Source organism: Stenotrophomonas sp. YJH_SMC_127, assembly GCF_059372445.1.
Genome location: NZ_JCAFVO010000009.1, coordinates 90198 through 104956, shown reverse-complemented (window position 1 = coordinate 104956; position 14759 = coordinate 90198). Strand labels below are relative to the sequence as shown.

Annotated in this window: 17 protein-coding genes; 13 read left to right on the top strand and 4 right to left on the bottom strand. The window is 65.8% G+C overall.

Going from position 1 to position 14759, the window contains the following annotated elements; genetic code table 11:
- Positions 1 to 52: 52 nt before the first annotated feature.
- Entirely contained in the window at positions 53 to 385 is a 333-nt protein-coding gene (locus AC5QAB_RS17775; RefSeq protein WP_014648874.1) for a hypothetical protein, read from the bottom strand.
- A 241-nt stretch (positions 386 to 626) separates the two neighbouring features.
- Positions 627 to 1016: a RidA family protein gene (locus AC5QAB_RS17770; RefSeq protein WP_014648873.1), complete on the bottom strand. Its 390-nt coding sequence runs from the start codon at positions 1014 to 1016 to the stop codon at positions 627 to 629.
- Between the two features lie 108 nt (positions 1017 to 1124).
- Between AC5QAB_RS17770 and AC5QAB_RS17765 the strand changes: the two genes are divergently transcribed.
- Both AC5QAB_RS17765 and dnaQ read left to right on the top strand, forming a co-directional pair.
- A complete protein-coding gene (locus tag AC5QAB_RS17765) occupies positions 1125 to 2018 on the top strand; it encodes a LysR family transcriptional regulator (RefSeq protein ID WP_100450805.1) in 894 nt (297 codons plus the stop codon).
- Between the two features lie 146 nt (positions 2019 to 2164).
- Positions 2165 to 2674 carry a DNA polymerase III subunit epsilon gene (gene dnaQ / locus AC5QAB_RS17760; protein ID WP_197561278.1) on the top strand — a complete coding sequence of 170 codons (510 nt, stop codon included), beginning with the start codon at positions 2165 to 2167 and terminating at the stop codon, positions 2672 to 2674.
- Positions 2675 to 2687: 13 nt separating this feature from the next.
- Here the strand turns inward: dnaQ and AC5QAB_RS17755 are convergent, their stop codons facing one another.
- Positions 2688 to 3902: a glycosyltransferase gene (locus AC5QAB_RS17755; RefSeq protein WP_069117640.1), complete on the bottom strand. Its 1215-nt coding sequence runs from the start codon at positions 3900 to 3902 to the stop codon at positions 2688 to 2690.
- Between the two features lie 281 nt (positions 3903 to 4183).
- Here AC5QAB_RS17755 and rpmB point away from each other — a divergent pair, with 281 nt between their 5' ends.
- From rpmB to AC5QAB_RS17700, 11 genes are all read left to right on the top strand, one after another.
- Positions 4184 to 4420: a 50S ribosomal protein L28 gene (gene rpmB / locus AC5QAB_RS17750; protein ID WP_005411638.1), complete on the top strand. Its 237-nt coding sequence runs from the start codon at positions 4184 to 4186 to the stop codon at positions 4418 to 4420.
- Positions 4421 to 4430: 10 nt separating this feature from the next.
- Entirely contained in the window at positions 4431 to 4598 is a 168-nt protein-coding gene (gene rpmG / locus AC5QAB_RS17745) for a 50S ribosomal protein L33 (protein WP_169411268.1), read from the top strand.
- 239 nt (positions 4599 to 4837) lie between these two features.
- On the top strand, positions 4838 to 5488 hold the full coding sequence (darT, locus tag AC5QAB_RS17740) for a type II toxin-antitoxin system toxin DNA ADP-ribosyl transferase DarT (protein WP_495233529.1): 651 nt from the start codon (positions 4838 to 4840) through the stop codon (positions 5486 to 5488).
- Positions 5488 to 6552, top strand: a complete 1065-nt coding sequence (gene darG, locus AC5QAB_RS17735; RefSeq protein WP_197561279.1) for a type II toxin-antitoxin system antitoxin DNA ADP-ribosyl glycohydrolase DarG — start codon at positions 5488 to 5490, stop codon at positions 6550 to 6552. The genes darT and darG overlap by 1 nt, the downstream gene beginning before the upstream one ends.
- A 473-nt stretch (positions 6553 to 7025) precedes the next feature.
- On the top strand, positions 7026 to 7379 hold the full coding sequence (locus AC5QAB_RS17730) for a hypothetical protein (RefSeq protein WP_262216726.1): 354 nt from the start codon (positions 7026 to 7028) through the stop codon (positions 7377 to 7379).
- Complete coding sequence (cls, locus tag AC5QAB_RS17725; RefSeq protein WP_014648869.1) at positions 7340 to 8758, top strand: cardiolipin synthase; 1419 nt, start codon at positions 7340 to 7342, stop codon at positions 8756 to 8758. Before AC5QAB_RS17730 ends, cls begins: the two co-directional genes overlap by 40 nt.
- Before the next feature lie 45 nt (positions 8759 to 8803).
- Positions 8804 to 10225 (top strand): FAD/NAD(P)-binding protein, encoded by a 1422-nt coding sequence (locus tag AC5QAB_RS17720; RefSeq protein ID WP_197561280.1) that lies wholly within the window; start codon positions 8804 to 8806, stop codon positions 10223 to 10225.
- Between the two features lie 9 nt (positions 10226 to 10234).
- A complete protein-coding gene (uvrD, locus tag AC5QAB_RS17715) occupies positions 10235 to 12427 on the top strand; it encodes a DNA helicase II (RefSeq protein WP_014648867.1) in 2193 nt (730 codons plus the stop codon).
- Between the two features lie 122 nt (positions 12428 to 12549).
- A complete protein-coding gene (locus AC5QAB_RS17710; protein WP_197561281.1) occupies positions 12550 to 12876 on the top strand; it encodes a low molecular weight protein tyrosine phosphatase family protein in 327 nt (108 codons plus the stop codon).
- A 106-nt stretch (positions 12877 to 12982) separates the two neighbouring features.
- Positions 12983 to 13537: a hypothetical protein gene (locus tag AC5QAB_RS17705; protein ID WP_197561282.1), complete on the top strand. Its 555-nt coding sequence runs from the start codon at positions 12983 to 12985 to the stop codon at positions 13535 to 13537.
- Positions 13538 to 13838: 301 nt separating this feature from the next.
- Positions 13839 to 14285: a universal stress protein gene (locus AC5QAB_RS17700; RefSeq protein WP_005411629.1), complete on the top strand. Its 447-nt coding sequence runs from the start codon at positions 13839 to 13841 to the stop codon at positions 14283 to 14285.
- 170 nt (positions 14286 to 14455) lie between these two features.
- On the opposite strand, the gene AC5QAB_RS17695 is transcribed toward AC5QAB_RS17700, so the two are convergent.
- Positions 14456 to 14740, bottom strand: a complete 285-nt coding sequence (locus tag AC5QAB_RS17695) for a DUF2782 domain-containing protein (protein WP_014038952.1) — start codon at positions 14738 to 14740, stop codon at positions 14456 to 14458.
- Positions 14741 to 14759: the final 19 nt, after the last annotated feature.

The following is a 14759-nucleotide window of genomic DNA, read 5'->3' as shown; positions in this document are numbered from 1 at the left end:
AATTTCCGGAGGTGAGGGGAACCGAAGCCCGCGAATGCGGGACGCGCTCAACTCACGCCCGGGGAGGACGCGTCAGTTCATCCTGGGCGACCGCATAGGTCGCCGCGTCGCCGGCATTCATCCAGCGCGCCGGAAGCGGCGCACCGAAGGCGGCGAAGGTACTGGCCGGCAGGCTCAGATTGGAGTGGTGGCAGTGGTTGTGGCCACAGGCACCGACGTGCTTGCCGTCGGCATCGCCATCGGCATCCGGTGCGGACTCCACATGCACCGTGCTGGCATGCGGTTCCACCGTGCAGGCCAGCGCGTCGGCCACCGGCACGACCACGAATGCCGCCATCAGCAGCATCAGCAGGGTCGAACGGAGGTGGCGGGTGATCCAGCGCATGGACGGCAGGCTAGCAAGCGGTTTTCGCCGGATACAATATCAATGGACGCTTCGGGAATTCGTCGGAATCTCCCGTTCAGCTGGGCCGGGCGCGGGGTCGGATCCCTTTCCTCCGGAAAGGGCTCTGACCCCATCACATCGTTCGGGTGCGCCGCGCACATGTGCTCTGGTAGGTGTCGACCTTGGTCGACACGCTTTTCGACCCCACCGCGTTGCCGGCCAGCGGCCGGCACTACCCGTGTCACGGCAGCTTCGCGATCACCTTGATCTCGAACTGGAACCCATACAGCCAGGTCACGCCGATACCGGTCAGGGTCGGGTGCGGCGCCTCGCCCCAATACTCCGGCACGATTGCCCAGGCCTTCTCAAAGTTCTTCTCTGGATCGACCAGGAACACGGTCACGTCGATCACGTCATCGAACGTGCAGCCGGCAGCAGCCAACACCGCATTGAGATTCTCGAAAGCGCGGCGCACCTGCGTTTCGAAGTCTGGCTCGGGCGAGCCGTCCTCACGGCTGCCGACCTGGCCGGATACGAACAGGAAGCCGTTGGAACGGATCGCAGGCGAGTAGCGGTTGCGCTCGTACAGGGCCTGGCGGCCGGCGGGGAAAACGACATCACGCTGTGACATGGGGAAGATCCCGTGGGAGAGAACGCCATCCTCCCCGTCAGCGCTGTCTGGATAAACCGCGATGATCGGCCTAGATTGATTGTCAATTCCAAACAATCATGGCCCGCCATGGACCGTTTCGAGGCGATGCGGGCCTTTGCCCGGGTGGTGGAAACCGGCAGCTTCACCCGCGCCGCGCAGACCCTGCAGATCAGCCGCACCACGGCCACCCAGCTGGTGCAGCAGCTGGAGGCGCACCTGCGGCTGCGCCTGCTTAACCGCACCACGCGCCGGGTCAGTGTGACCGCTGACGGCGCGGCCTACTACCCGCGCATCGCCCGCCTGCTGGCCGAGCTGGAAGAGGTGGAAGGCGGGCTGGGTGACGCGGCCAGCCAGCCGCGCGGACGCCTGCGCGTGGATGTGCCCGGGCCGTACGCGCGGCTGCGGCTGGTGCCGGCGTTGCCGGATTTCCAGGCGCGCTACCCGGAGATCCAGCTGGACATCGGCGTGAGTGACCGCGAGGTCGATGTCATCGCCGACAACGTCGACTGCGTGATCCGGGGTGGCACCCCGGCCGACCCGGCGCTGGTGGCGCGGCCGCTGGCGGCGCTGCCGATCGGCTTCCACGCCAGCCCCGGCTATGTGCAGCGTTTCGGGTTGCCGACCGATCCGCGCGCGCTGGAAGGACCCGACCACCACATGGTCGGCTTCCTCAGCCCGCGCAGCGGCCGCGCACGCGTGTTCGTTGCACAGCGCGGCGATGAACGCGTTGAGGTGCAGGGCCGCTATACGGTCGGCTTCGATGATGGAAACGCCTATCTGGCCGCTGCGTTGGCGGGGTTGGGCGTGGTGGCGCTGCCCAGCTACATGGCCGAGCCGCACGTGGCGCGCGGCGAGCTGTTGCCGGTGTTGCCGGACTGGCAGCTGCCGCCGATGCCGATGCATGTGATGTTCCCGCCGAACCGGCACATGAGCCAGCGGCTGCGGGTGTTCATCGATTGGGTGGTGGAGGCGTTGGGTTGATCGCGCGCGCGCATCTGTAGAGCCGAGCCCACGCTCGGCTGCTTCTGGCATCACCAAGCCCGCGCTACGCGCGCCAGCCGAGCGTGGGCCCGGCTCTACCGGCATGCGAAAATCACCACAGCACGTAACAGAACACATCGCCACGCATGAGTCGCATCGTCGCACTGGATACCGAAACCACCGGCATCTCCCACCGCCTGGGGCACCGGGTGATCGAAATCGGTGCCGTCGAACTGATCGATGGCCAGCTCACCGGCCGCCAGTTCCACACCTACCTGCAGCCGCAGCGCAGGGTCGACTGGAGTGCACAGCGCGTGCATGGCATCAGTGATGCGATGCTGGTGGGCAAGCCACTGTTTTCCAGCAAGGCAGCCGAACTGCTGGACTTCCTGCGCGGCAGCGAGATGGTCGCGCACAACGCCACCTTCGATGTGGGCTTCCTGGACAACGAGCTGCGTCTGTCCGGTATTCCCGGCACGCTGGCCCAGCATTGCCGCATCACCTGCAGCCTGAAGCTGGCGCGCGGGCGCTGGCCGGGCCAAGGCAACAAGCTGGATGATGTGCTGCAGCGCCTGCGCATTCCCAGCCAGCGCGGCCTGCACGGCGCGCTCAAGGATGCCCATCTGCTGGCGCAGGTGATTTCGCACCTGCGCTGAGGCCTGGCCGCTGTTACACCGGCCGTAACCAGCGCTCGATCATCGCCACGCCACAGGCCACCCCGTCCTCATGGCCCATCGCCACGCCCAGGGTCGCCGCGCGTGCGCGTGTTGCGTCGGTTTCAACGAAGGTGATGGCTGCCGCCAGCGTTGCTGCATCCAGTCGCTTCGGTGACAACGGTGCCGGTGCCACGCCCAACCGATACAGGCGATCGGCCCAGAAGAACTGATCCGCGGCGAACGGCATCACCAGCGAGGGAATGCCGGCGCGGCAGGCCGAATGCGTGGTGCCGCTGCCACCATGGTGGATGGCGAGTGCGCAATGCGGGAACAGTGCTTCGTGTGGCGTCGGGCCGAGCACGAACACATCTGCTGGCAGCGCACCCGTCGGCAATCCGGCCCACCCTGGAAACAGCAGCACCCGGCGCGGTGCCAGCGCCTGCAGCAGGGCCGGCAGCACGCGCTCGCGATCGAATCCGGTCATGCTGCCAAAGCCCAGATAGACCGGCGGCGGCCCGGCATCGAGGAAGGCCTGCAGATCGGCTGGCGGCGTCCAGGGCGCATCAGGAAGCCGCCATTGGCCACAGGCGATGTGGTCGGCCGGCCAGTCCGCCGGTGGCGGCAGCAGCTGCGGCGAGATGCCATAGAGCATCGGCAGGCCGGACCACAGCGCGCGACGCGGCGATTGCCCCAGTTGCTGGCGTGCCGCGTTGATCGGCCGACGGAACTGGCGCCAGATCAGGCCGTTGACCCACCCGTAGCTGGCCCGGTTCAACCAGCCCGGCGAGCGTCCGGGCGGCAGGAACGGAGAGCGGAAGGCTCGCGTCGGGGTCAGCGGAATCATGCCGGTGCCGATGACCGGCAGACCCCGACGTTCGCCCACGCTCATGCCGACAAGGGCCGCCAGTCCGCCGGTCAGAATCGCATCGCAGCCTTCGGCGGCGGCATCGGCCTGGCGCATCCAGCCGCTGACATGCTGCAGCGCCATCCGTGCCAGACCGGTACTGGCGGCGGCAACACCGTTGCCCCGCGAGACAAGGGCGACCACTTCGTCATGGATGTCACCCTCAAGGGCCGCGTGGGGCACATCTAGGGCCTGCGCGCTGCCCAGGGTGCCGCCATCGGCCAGCAGTGTCACCGCGTGGCCTGCGCTGATCAGCCCATGGCAGAGCATGGCCAGCGGACGCGTATCGCCTTCGGTTCCGTAGGTCAGGGCCAGCAGCCGCATGGAAAGCTCCGCAGTGATCCGGGCCAGTATGCCGGTTGGCGAAGTCCCCCCGGCCCCGCCGGTCCAGTCCCCGCCTGTGGGTAACTTGCGCAAGTGCTTGAACCCGTGCATAATGCGCGGCTCGCTGTGTCCGGTTTTCTACCGGGCGGCGCTCCCGGGAGCACGTCCCCGGCCGCCCAACGCCAGCGTAACCCTTTGATTCTCTTGACGTGTGGTGGGCAACCATCGAGGCCGCCGTCGCCCGGGCTACGGGCTGACAACTACTACTATCGAGGTGCGCAATGTCCCGCGTATGCCAGGTTTCCGGCAAGCGAGTGCAGACGGGTAACAACGTCTCGCACGCCAACAACAAGACCCGTCGTCGTTTCCTGCCGAATCTGCACGAGCGCCGTTTCTGGGTGGCCAGCGAGAACCGCTGGGTCAAGCTTCGTGTTTCCGCGCATGCACTGCGCACCATCGACAAGAACGGCATCGATTCCGTTCTGGCTGAGCTGCGTGCGCGCGGCGAAAAGGTCTGAGGAGTAAAGCATCATGGCAGGCAAGCGCGATAAGGTCCGTATGATTTCCTCGGCCGGTACCGGCCACTTCTACACGACCGACAAGAACAAGAAGAACACCCCGGGGAAGATGGAATTCCTGAAGTACGATCCGGTCGTGCGCAAGCACGTCCTGTACAAGGAAGGCAAGATCAAGTAATCCGCAAGGATTGCTGATCCCCGAAAAGACCCGCCATGCATGGCGGGTCTTTTTTTGTTGGAGTGGGGCTAGGCAGAATGGACTGCCCTCTTGGCTGGGGGCACAGTAGGTCGTAGGGTGGGGCATAGGAGGGCGAGCAGACGAGCGTAGCCCGTGGCATTAAGCCAAGCCTCCCATTGTTCCGGTGGGGAGGAGCTGGTCTTGCGCCTCTGCCAGCTCGTCGTGATTTGAGATGGTCAATGGCCGCGCTCTACTCAAAGCTGAACCCGAAAAAGGCCCTGGTGTGGAGGATCATTCACCGGGACAACGTGCCGTGGGTGCTCGAACACGGGCTGCATTGCGGGAATGACGACGTCAAGGCACCCAACTGGGTAAGCATTGGAAATTCGGAGTTGATCGATAAGCGCTCGACCCATCCGGTTCCGGCGGGGCCGGGCGGCTTTCTCAATGACTACGTGCCGTTCTACTTCACACCGTTTTCCCCCATGTTGCGCAACATCTCGAGCGGGAGAGGTGGTGTTCAGAGGCGCTCCAATGATGAAATCGTTATCCTGGTTTCCAGCCTCCACCACATTGCAGAGCTGGGACATTCCTTTCTGTTTACGGATAGCCATGCGTACTATCAATGGGCGAATTTCTACACAGACTTGGACGACCTCGGAAGAATTGATTGGCCGTTGCTCCAAGCTCGTGACTTCCGCCGGGATCCAGATGATCCGGCAAAATTCGAACGCTATCAGGCCGAGGCTCTCGTGCACCGTCACCTTCCCGTAACCGGTTTGCTCGGAATCATTTGCTACACCGAGGCGTTGAAGGAGAAGCTTGAGCTTCAGGTCAATGCTTGCAACGTCGATCTGCCTGTCTTTGCTCGCACACAGTGGTACTTCTGATGATCAAGTTCACACAAGGTAACCTGCTCGAGGCCAATGCCGAAGCATTGGTGAATACCGTGAATACGGTTGGCGTCATGGGCAAGGGAATTGCTCTTATGTTCAAAGAGCGATTTGCGGAGAACTACCGTCTCTACTCGGCAGCTTGTAAGGCCAACGAGGTGCGGGTTGGTCGGATGTTCGTCACCGAAGTTCGTGAGTTGGATGGGCCGCGTTGGATTGTCAATTTCCCAACGAAACAGCACTGGCGAGGTAATTCGCGAATCGAATGGATCGCCGAAGGACTTCGTGATCTTAGGCGATTTCTAATAGAGAGCGCGGTGACTTCCATTGCTATACCCCCACTTGGGGCTGGCAATGGTGGCCTTGATTGGTCGGTCGTCCGCGATCTGATAGAAGGCGAGCTGGGCGATCTCAATGCCGAAGTGATCGTGTTTGAACCAACTGCCAAGTATCAGAACGTCGCTAAGCGTAGTGGTGTAGAGAAGCTCACTCCAGCTCGCGCTCTAATTGCTGAACTTGTACGGCGCTACTGGGTCCTTGGCATGGAATGCAGCCTTTTGGAGATCCAGAAACTTGCATGGTTCCTCGAGCGAAACATCGAGAAAAAAGGGCTCTCTCCGCTCGACCTACGTTTCGCAGCGCACAAGTATGGTCCATATGCGGACCGGCTGCGCCACCTGCTGGATGGTCTTGACGGGAGCTATCTGCATTGCGACAAGCGCATCAGTGATGCGGATCCATTTGACGTGATTTGGTTTGATGACAGTCGAAAGCAATTCGTCCAAACATATATTCGAACTGAGGCGAAGGAGTACCTCCCAGCACTGGAGGCGACGGCCGATCTGATCGATGGGTTTGAATCTCCATTCGGCATGGAGCTGCTGGCCACTGTGGACTGGCTTCTCGTCAAGGATGGATCCGAACCGACAGTGGACTCTGTTCGTGAAGGGCTGAGACATTGGCGTGGGGGGCAGGAGGCTGCGCAGCGAAAGGATCGTCTGTTTGATGATCGATCAATTTCCATCGCGTTGAATCAGCTGTGCTTGGTCGATTGCCACTAGGGGAGGAAGTTCCAATTGCTCGTCGCCGAGAGGCTCATGTCTTTTCGGAGCGTTGACGTATCCGACTTCTATCGCCCTCACGACGCCGCGGTTCAATCCCAATCGAAGATGCGCAGAGTGTCGCTTGTGGCGAGTCCAGGCGAACCCCGGGCCGAATGCGATAAGTGATTGTGCCTACCGGTTCCGGCACTTCGCGCGTTCCAAATCGATTGGAACGACATGCCCTGCCGTGCCCATGATGGCAAGCCGCTGCAGTTGCAGCGGTCGGGCTTGCAATCCCGTCGAATCGGTAGTCAGTAAACTCGCCCGCCGTTGCCGGAAAAACTCCGCCGACGGCGGGCGACCCATCTGCCTCTACGGCGGACGGTGCGTGGGGGCCTCGCGCCCGCCGGTTTGGTGACTACCGTTCCCGGTATTGCAACCACGCATCGTCCGCCACCTTCACGGTGGCCAGATCCGTTGAAGGAGGTTGCATGAACACCCCATCACACCGGCAGGACCTGGAACTGGGCTGGCTGCGCCTGCAGCGCATGCTGCAAGGCATCGAGGGCATGGCGCTGCTGCTGTGCGACCACCATCTGGCACTGGCCAACGGCGCGCCGTCGCCGCTGCCGGAGGCGCAGCTGGAGCGGGCCGCACAGGCGATCGCCTGCATGGCGCTCAACGGCCGCCGCCATGCCGACGCGGTGCGGCGGCTGTGCGGTCGGACCGGAAGGCCGTCGAGCGCGGCTCGACTCCACAAGGGCCGGTGGGCAGAATGGCCCATCACCTCCCGACGGGCGACACGATGCTGTTCGAGTGGTTGCTGGGTTCGTACCTGCTGCTGATCGACTGGCTGATCCGGCTGGTTGCACTGTGCTGGATCCCCACCCGCACCACGCCGGGGGCGGCGCGTAGCTGGCTGCTGCTGGTCGGCTTCGTGCCGCTGCTGGGCCTGCCGCTGTACCTGCTGTTCGGCCACCCATGGCTGTCGCGCGAGCGCATCCGCCGCCAGGCCGAGGCCTCGCAGGTCATCCGCGAGGAACAGGCGCTGCAGCATCGCCTGCGCTGGACACCGCAGCCGGACACCGCCAGCGCCGAGATCGTGCCGCTGGTGCAGCGCCAGGGCGACTTCATGCCGGTGCACGGCAACGCCGTCGATCTGCTGACCGACTACGACGAATCACTGCACACGCTGATCGCCGACATCGACCAGGCCGAAGACCGCGTGCACCTGCTGTACTACCTGATGTTCGACGACGCGGTGGGCGAGGCGATCGTCGAGGCCCTGCAGCGTGCGGCTGCACGTGGCGTGCAGTGCCGCGTGCTGCTCGACGCGGTGGGCGCCAAGCGCGGCCTGCGTGCCTATCGCAAGCGCCTGCAGGCGCGCGACATCGAAGTGCGCGCGATGCTGCCCGGTGGCCTGCGCTGGCGCCGCAGCGGGCGCATGGACCTGCGCAACCATCGCAAGATCGCGGTGATCGACAACGAAGTGGCCTATGTCGGTTCGCAGAACCTGGCCGGCCCGCAGTTCGTGCCTGGCCACCCGAACCGCGAGCTGGTGGCGCGCGTGCGCGGCCCGGCGGTGGCGCATCTGGAAGCGGTGTTCGCCAGCGACTGGTACATGGAAACCGGCCAGCGCCTGGACGTGATCGCCGATGTGCCCGAGTGCAGCGACGACATCGCCACCCAGTTGCTGCCCAGCGGCCCCGCCTATCCCTACAGCAACGCACGCGATGCGGTGGCGGCGCTGATCCACCTGGCGCGGCGCCGGCTGGTGATGGTCACCCCGTATTTCGTGCCCGACGAAGCCACGCTCAGCGCCTTGCGCATTGCGGCCTTGTCCGGCGTGCAGGTGCAGCTGATCCTCTCGGCCAGCAACAACCAGCGGCTGACGTCGTGGGCGCAGGAGGCCTACTACGACGAGCTGCTGCGCTGTGGCGTGCGCATCGCGCTGTACGAGCCGCAGTTCCTGCATGCCAAGCACATGAGCGTGGACGAGGACATCGCCGTGCTCGGCTCGATCAACATGGACATCCGCTCGTTCGCGCTGAATGCCGAAATCGGCCTGGTCTGCTACGACCGCGCGCTGGTGCAGCAGCTGTGCGCGATCGAGGATGGCTACCTGCGCGAGTCGCGGCAGCTGGACCTGCAGCAGTGGCGCAGCCGTCCCACGTGGCGGCGCAGCCGCGAAGGCATCGCACGGCTGGCCGATGCGTTGATGTGAAACGGCGGCAACCGCCCGCTTCGGCAATCCGGCCCGTCATCGCCGATGGCCTACAATCGGCGCATGACTGATTCACCGCGTAATGGCGAACTGGACCTGGCAATCATCGGTGGTGGTGCGGCCGGGGTGCTGGTGGCGATCCAGGTGTTGCGCCAGGCCCAGGCGCCGTTGGCGCTGGCCATCTTCGAACCGGCTTCGCAGCTGGCGCAGGGCATCGCCTATGCCACGCCGTGGCCGGAGCACCTGCTGAACGTGCCGGCGGCGAAGATGAGTGCGTTTGCCGACCAGCCCGGCGATTTCCTCGACTACCTGATGGCCGCCAACGCCTACCCGGGCGAGGCGCGCGAGGTGCTGGGCGAGCGTTATGTGTGCCGCCACTACTTTGCAGCGTACCTGCAGCAGCGCCTGCAGGAGGCCGCCGCGGCCAGCCCGGCACAGCTGCAGGTGATCGTGCAGCCGGTACTGGGCCTGCAGCCGGATGACCACGGCTACCAGCTGGCACTCGGCGATGGCCAGACGCTGCACGCCGCACAGGCAGTGCTCGCCACCGGCAACAGCATGCGGCCGCTGCCGGTAGCCGGTGCCGAGGCACTGCCCGCCGATGACGTGATCGAGGCCTGGGACTACGACGGCGTACGCACCCTGGCCGGTGAGCAGGCCGTGGCCATCGTCGGCTCCGGCCTGAGCATGGCCGACACCGTGCTGGCGCTGGTTGCTGCCGGCCACACCGGCCCGCTGCACGTGATCTCGCGCCATGGGCTGCTGCCGTTGCCGCATGCGCATGGCGGCCTGCCCTCGTTCGACCCGGCTGCGCTGCTGCCGATGAGCCTGCGCCAGCGCCTGCGCGCGTTGCGCGGGTTCGCGCGCCAGGCGCAGGCCGATGGTCTGCCGTGGCAGGGGGTGATGGACCGCATTCGTCCGCACGGGCAGGCACTGTGGTGCAGCCTCGACGCGGCCGACCAGCGCCGCTTCCTGCGCCATGTGGTGCGCTACTGGGACGTGCATCGCCACCGCATCGCCGAAGAGGTCGACGCACAGCTGCAGGCGCTGATCGAAAGCGGCCAACTGCGTATTCACCGGTCCCGCCTGCAACGCGTCGGCCGCGAAGGCGAAGCGCTGCGGCTTTCTGGCCGCGCTCCGTCTGGCAATGAACAGCACTGGACGATCGGCGGCGTGATCAACGCCACCGGCGTGGAAACCCGCGCCAGCGCGCTGCGCAATCCCTTGCTGCAGCAGCTGCAGAGCGATGGCCTGGCCCGCCCCGGCCCGCACGGGCTGGGTCTGGACAGCACGGTGCCGGGCGACCGCCTGCGTGCCGCCGGTGGCCAGCCGCAGGCGCGGCTGGGCGTACTCGGCAGCCTGCGCATCGGCAGCCTGTGGGAAAGCCTGGCGGTGCCTGAACTGCGTCAGCAGGCGCAGGCACTGGCCACCCAGGTGGTCGCAGGAGCCGCGACGGCGATGCCGTAAAATGGGGGCATGGATGTCTCCCACCTGCTTGATGGCCTGAACCCGGCCCAGCGCGAAGCCGTCTCCGCTCCCCCCGGTCACCACCTGGTGCTGGCCGGTGCCGGTTCCGGCAAGACCCGCGTACTCACCCACCGCATCGCCTGGCTGCATGAAGTCGATGGCGTGCCGACCCACGGCATTTTCGCGGTGACCTTCACCAACAAGGCGGCTGGCGAAATGCGCCACCGCATCGATGCCCAGCTGCCCCATGGCAGCCGTGGCATGTGGATCGGTACCTTCCACGGCCTGGCCAACCGCCTGCTGCGCCTGCACTGGCAGGACGCGAAGCTGCCCGAAGGCTTCCAGGTGATGGATTCGGACGACCAGCTGCGGCTGGTCAAGCGCGTGGTGCAGGCGCTGGAGCTGGACGACGGCAAGTACCCGCCCAAGCAGATCGCGTGGTGGATCAACGCGCAGAAGGACGAGGGCCGCCGCCCGCAGCACATCCAGCCCGAACCGCACGACGCGTGGCTGGAAACCATGCGCCAGGCCTACATCGAGTACCAGGCGCGCTGCGACCGCGCCGGCCTGGTCGACTTCGCCGAGCTGCTGCTGCGCGCGCACGAACTGCTGCGCGACAACCCGGCGCTGCTGTCGCACTACCGCGCCCGCTTCCGCGAGATCCTGGTGGACGAGTTCCAGGACACCAACGCCATCCAGTACGCCTTCGTGCGCGTGCTGGCCGGTGATTCCGGCCACGTGTTCGTGGTCGGCGACGACGACCAGGCCATCTACGGCTGGCGCGGCGCCAAGGTCGAGAACGTGCAGGGCTTCCTGCGCGATTTCCCGGGCGCGCAGACCATCCGCCTGGAGCAGAACTACCGCTCCACCGCCAACATCCTCGGCGCTGCCAACGCGGTGATCGCGCACAACCCGGATCGCATCGGCAAGCAGCTGTGGACCGACAGCGGTGACGGCGAGCCGATCGACCTGTACGCCGCGTACAACGAGATGGACGAGGCGCGCTACATCGTCGAGCGCGCCCGCCAGTGGGTGCGCGACGGTGGCAGCTACACCGAAGTGGCCGTGCTCTACCGCAGCAACGCGCAGTCGCGCGCGCTGGAAGAAGCGCTGCTGAGCGAGCAGGTGCCGTACCGCGTGTATGGCGGCATGCGCTTCTTCGAGCGTGCCGAAATCAAGGACGCACTGGCCTACCTGCGCCTGCTGTCCAACCGCAACGATGACGCCGCGTTCGAGCGCGCGGTCAACACCCCCACCCGGGGCATCGGCGACCGCACGCTGGACGAAGTGCGCCGCGAGGCGCGCGCGCAGGGTATCTCGCTGTGGGAGGCAACGATGCTGGTCACCCAGGGCAACGCGCTGGCCGCACGTGCGCGCAATGCGCTGGCCGGCTTCCTGGGGCTGGTCAACGAGCTGCAGGCGCAGACCGTGCACATGACCCTGGCCGAGCGCGTGGACCACGTGCTGGCCCGCTCGCAGCTGCGCGAGCACTGGAGCAAGGAAAGCCGCAATGCGCTGGACTCGGAGTCGCGCACCGACAACCTCGACGAACTGGTCTCGGTGGCCTCGCGCTTCGTGCGCCGGGCCGACGACATCGAGGAAGTGGGCGAGGACATGGACGAGCTGGTCGCGTTCCTGGCCTATGCCGCGCTGGAGGCCGGTGAGGGCCAGGCGCAGGCAGGCGAAGAGGGCGTGCAGCTGATGACCCTGCACTCGGCCAAGGGCCTGGAATTCCCGCTGGTGTTCCTGGCCGGCCTGGAAGAAGGCCTGTTCCCCAGCGCACGCTCGCTGGAGGAAAGCGGGCGGCTGGAAGAAGAGCGCCGCCTGGCCTATGTCGGCATCACCCGCGCGCGCCAGAAGCTGGTGCTGAGCTATGCCGAATCGCGCCGCATCCATGGCCAGGACAACTACAGCCTGCCATCGCGTTTCCTGCGCGAGATCCCGCGCGAGCTGCTGCACGAAGTGCGCCCCAAGGTGCAGGTCTCGCGGCCGGCCTCGATGGGCGCCAGCCGGGTGATGGGCCATGCCTCGATCGAGGCGCCGCCGGTCAAGCTCGGCGCGCTGGTCACCCATCCCAAATTCGGCGAAGGCATGGTGACCGACTACGAAGGCAGCGGCGCGCACGCCCGCGTGCAGGTCGAGTTCGCCGACGCCGGCAGCAAGTGGCTGGTGATGGCGTATGCCAACCTGACGGTGATCTGATCACCGCCGCGGGGTCGGATCCCTCCCGCAGGGAGGGCTCTGACCCCATCGCGGAATGCACGTGGTTGGGGCCGGAGCCTTTTCCGTTGGAAAAGAGCTCTGCCCCCCATTAGGCTGCGCTCATGACCCGCAATGTGCTCTTCCTCTGCAGCCAGAACCGCCTGCGCAGCCCGACGGCCGAGCAGGTATTCGCCGATTGGCCGGGCATCGAGACCGCCTCGGCCGGGCTGCTGGCCGACGCCGAGGAAGTGCTCAGCCCCGAGCTGCTGCAGTGGGCCGATATCGTGTTCGTGATGGAGCGCGCCCACCGCAACCGGCTGTCCAGCCGCTACAAGGCCTGGTTGAACGGCAAGCGGGTGATCTGCCTGGATATTCCGGATGACTACGAGTACATGGACCCGGTGCTGGTGGAACTGCTGAAGCGCAAGGTCACGCCGTTCCTGCTTTGACAGGCTGTTGTAGAGCCGAGCCCATGCTCGGCTGCTTTTCCGGCCAGAAGCAGCCGAGCATGGGCTCGGCTCTACAATAGGTGGCACTTCTTCCAGGAACGCCCCCATGACCGAATCCACGCTGCACGTCACCGTGAAGTTGAACGCCCGGCTGCAGCCGGAGCACCGCCACGAACTGTTCGAGGATCCGCTCGACGCGCTGCTGCAGGCGGCCCAGGTGGGCGAGCTGACCGGCGGCGGCACCGCGATGTCCGACCTGGGTGAGGTCGAATACGGCGATATCGAAGTGGCACTGGTCGATGCCGCGGGCGTGCCGAAGCTGATCGACCTGCTGGAGCAGCTGGGTGCACCGAAGGGTTCGCAGATACAGGGCGCAGGCGAGGCCGATCGCAGCTTCGGCGTGACCGAAGGCCTGGGCATCTACCTGGATGGCCTGAACCTGCCGGACGAGGTCTACGAGCAGTGCGATTCCAACCACGTGTTCGAGCAGCTGTCCGGGAACATCGACGGCCTGGGCGAGATCTGCAGCTGGTGGCAGGGCCCGACCGAGACCGCGCTGTACATGTACGGCCAATCGTTCGAGGCGATGCGCGATGCGATTGACGAGTTCGTGGCCAGCTACCCGCTGTGCCAGAACGCGCGCATCGTGCAGATCGCCTGAGCGACGTTGTTGTAGAGCCGAAGGTAGCGGCAGGAGCCGCTGCCAACGTCGCTTGCGACGGCCCGAAGGGTGCCGGTCAGGACGACCGGCATAGCCCATGCTCGGCTGCTCTTCCCGCCAGAAGCAGCCGAGCACGGGCTCGGCTCTACAGAAGAGGGCGGGCCGAGCCTGTCCCCCGGACCACGTGACGGTGCGCACACGCCGCTGCGCGGCGCCGGATTGATCCTGCTCAAGGCGCCGCCTCCACATCCGGTGTGCAATGGTGTCGTTCCCATCTGGCAGACCGCCACGGAGCCCCACCATGTACAAGCGCATCCTGATTGCCACTGACGGGTCCGAACTGGCCGACAAGGGCCTGGCCAAGGGCTTGGAGCTGGCCAAGGACCTTAACGCCGAGGTCGATATCGTCACTGTTTCCGAGCCGTGGGCCGTCGGCATGTACGACGCCATGGGCTGGAGCGTGGGCTACATGAACAGCCCCGAATACAAGGCCGACCGCGAGGAAGGCGCGCAGAAGGTGCTGCAGCCGGCGCTGGCCAAGGCCGCCGAGCAGGGCATCACCGCCAACCCGGTGCACGTGCTGGACCGCTATGCGGCCGACGGCATCATCGAGACCGCCGGCGAGCGCAACAGCGACCTGATCGTGATGACCTCGCACGGCCGCCGTGGCGTGACCCGTGTACTGCTGGGCAGCCAGACCGCCGAGGTGCTGGCGCGCAGCACGCTGCCGGTGCTGGTCATCCGCTGATCCATACCCGCTGATTCAAGCGTTCCCGGGGAGGGGACCCGACGCCGGCCGCAGGATGCGCGCCGGCGTTGTTTTTTTGTGGGGGGATCGGGGCCGTGCCGGTGGCTTCGAGGGGGTCAGAGCCCTTTCCTGTGGAAAGGGATCCGACCCCGGTCACAACCCCGGTCACCTCACCAGCTGTACAGCTTCCAGTAGACCGGCGACACGCCGTCCTTGTCGTTGTCCATGCGGCCGTCGCCGTTCTTGTCGTACATGTAGAACGGGGCACCGCGCGACGGGGTCACCTTGACCATGCGCAGCTGGCCGGACACGCGGTATTCCTCGATGGTGTCACCGTTGTCCATGGTGCGCTTGGATACATCCGCGCCCTTGACGTCCACCGGGGGAGCGCCCGCGCCACCCATGCTGGCGCAGCCAGCGAGCAGGAGCAGGGAAGCCAGCATCAGGGTCTTCATCGGCGGGGCCTTTGCCTGG